The 1,869-nt window shown below is 46.1% G+C and carries 1 protein-coding gene; it reads right to left on the bottom strand.

Annotated elements, in window-relative coordinates; all coding sequences use genetic code 11:
* The coding region (locus R8269_RS23675) for a formate--tetrahydrofolate ligase (protein ID WP_318222710.1) at nucleotides 1-1,518 on the bottom strand (1,518 nt) is incomplete at its 3' end.
* Nucleotides 1,519-1,869 lie beyond the last annotated feature (351 nt).

Genomic DNA, 1,869 nt, shown 5'->3' with positions numbered 1-1,869 from the left:
GTTAAACCCTAGTTTTTCAAAATGAGCCAATTGCTGAGTTGCAAGTTCACTCATTTCAACATTTGTCGCACCATATCCAGCTTCACACACAGACATCAGCTTCTCCTGAAGGGATTGATGTTTCTGATATAGAGGTCGGAAATTCGTGGTTTTTTCGCAAGCATCAACGACATGCTGTGCTAGATCTCTCGTACCTTCACCACCTTGGGCAAAAGCAGTGCTGATAGCGACTTTAACATTTGGATCGAATGCGTGAATGAGATCTTGAAGCGCGATGAGTTCTTGTTCGCAATCTTGAGGGAACTGGTTAATCGCAACAACGGCTGGGATTCCATATTTATGGACGTTCTTGATGTGCCACTTTAAGTTTTCAAACCCGGCTACCAATGCCGCTTGGTCAGGTGAGAAAATCGAATCTGGAATTGCCATGCCAGGGCGCAAGTCGTAGTGGCCGGAGTTCGCTTTAAGGCCTCTTAACGTCGCAACAATCACCACACAGTCAGGCGCTTTGTTGGCAGCCGCTGCTTTAATATTACAGGCTTTCTCAAATCCCATGTCAGAGCCAAATCCTGCTTCAGTTACCGTGTAACGCGAAAGTTTTAACGCAATCTCATCAGCGATAATAGAAGAATTGCCATGCGCAATGTTAGCAAAAGGGCCTGCGTGGATCAGAGTAGGGACACCTTCAAGCGTTTGCATCAATGTTGGTGCAATTGCTTCTTTCAACGTTACGGCCATCGCACCTGCTACTTGTAAATCTTCTGTGGTGATAGGCTGACCGTCGAGATCATAAGCAACAACAATTTTGCCAATGCGCTGACGTAAGTCTTTAAGATTTTTTGCCAACGCAATAATGGCCATCAATTCGGATGCGGCTGAAATATCGAACCCTTCGTTACGCTCAAATCCGTTAATGGTTTTGCCTTGTTCGTTCAAACCAATTTTGACCATGCGAAGTGCACGGTCGTTGTGGTCCATCACGCGTTTCCAAGTAATGCTTTCAACGTCAATTTTTAATGCTTTTAAACCAGTTCGAGCTTCAAAGGCGTCATATCCTTCGCGCTGCTCGTGGAATAAGCGCGCATCTAAAGCTGCAGACGCTAAGTTGTGTGCAGCCGTAACGGCGTGAATATCCCCCGTCAAATGCAAATTGAGCTCTTCCATTGGCGCTACTTGGGAATATCCGCCACCTGCGGCACCACCTTTGATGCCAAAGACAGGCCCCATTGATGGCTGTCGAATACATGCCATCACGGATTGCTTTAGCTTCGCCAGTCCTTGAGCAAGGCCAATGGTTGTCACGGTTTTGCCTTCACCTAGTGGAGTTGGGGTAATCGCGGTGACCAGAACCAATTTGCCGTTTTGGTTGTCATTCAGGCGGGCTAAACACTTAGGGTGTACTTTGGCTTTGTATTTTCCATGTGTATCAAATTCTTCAGGCAATAGACCTGCTTTTTCAGCGATAACATCGATGGAAGATAACGGTGTGTTTCGGCAAATTTCAATATCAGACTGCATGGATACTCCCAAATATGGCTAACACGCGGCGTTCAACATCAAGCAATCTATATAGACTGTATTGTTGTTGCGCAAACGTTTGCGCGAGAATAATACTGGTAAAAAATTAGGTGTAAAGAAGTTCGTGCGCCTTCGCGTGCTACATAGTAACAAAATCCACTAAATACTGCGCTGGATCAAAACAAAAAGGCCACCAAACGGTGACCTAAGTATATTTTTTGCTCTAAAGCTAACCTTCTTAGCGATCCCAGTAGGTCTCTTCTAAGCTGTCTTCGCGTTCTGGCAGAGCTCGCGATAGGCGAGGAGAGTGCTGAGTTAGCACTTCGTAGCTCACGCGGTTCGCGTCTTTAC

The sequence above is a fragment of the Vibrio sp. Vb0667 genome (assembly GCF_033391095.1).
Note: the sequence above shows the minus strand (reverse complement) of the source record. Positions and strands in the feature narration are given on the sequence as shown.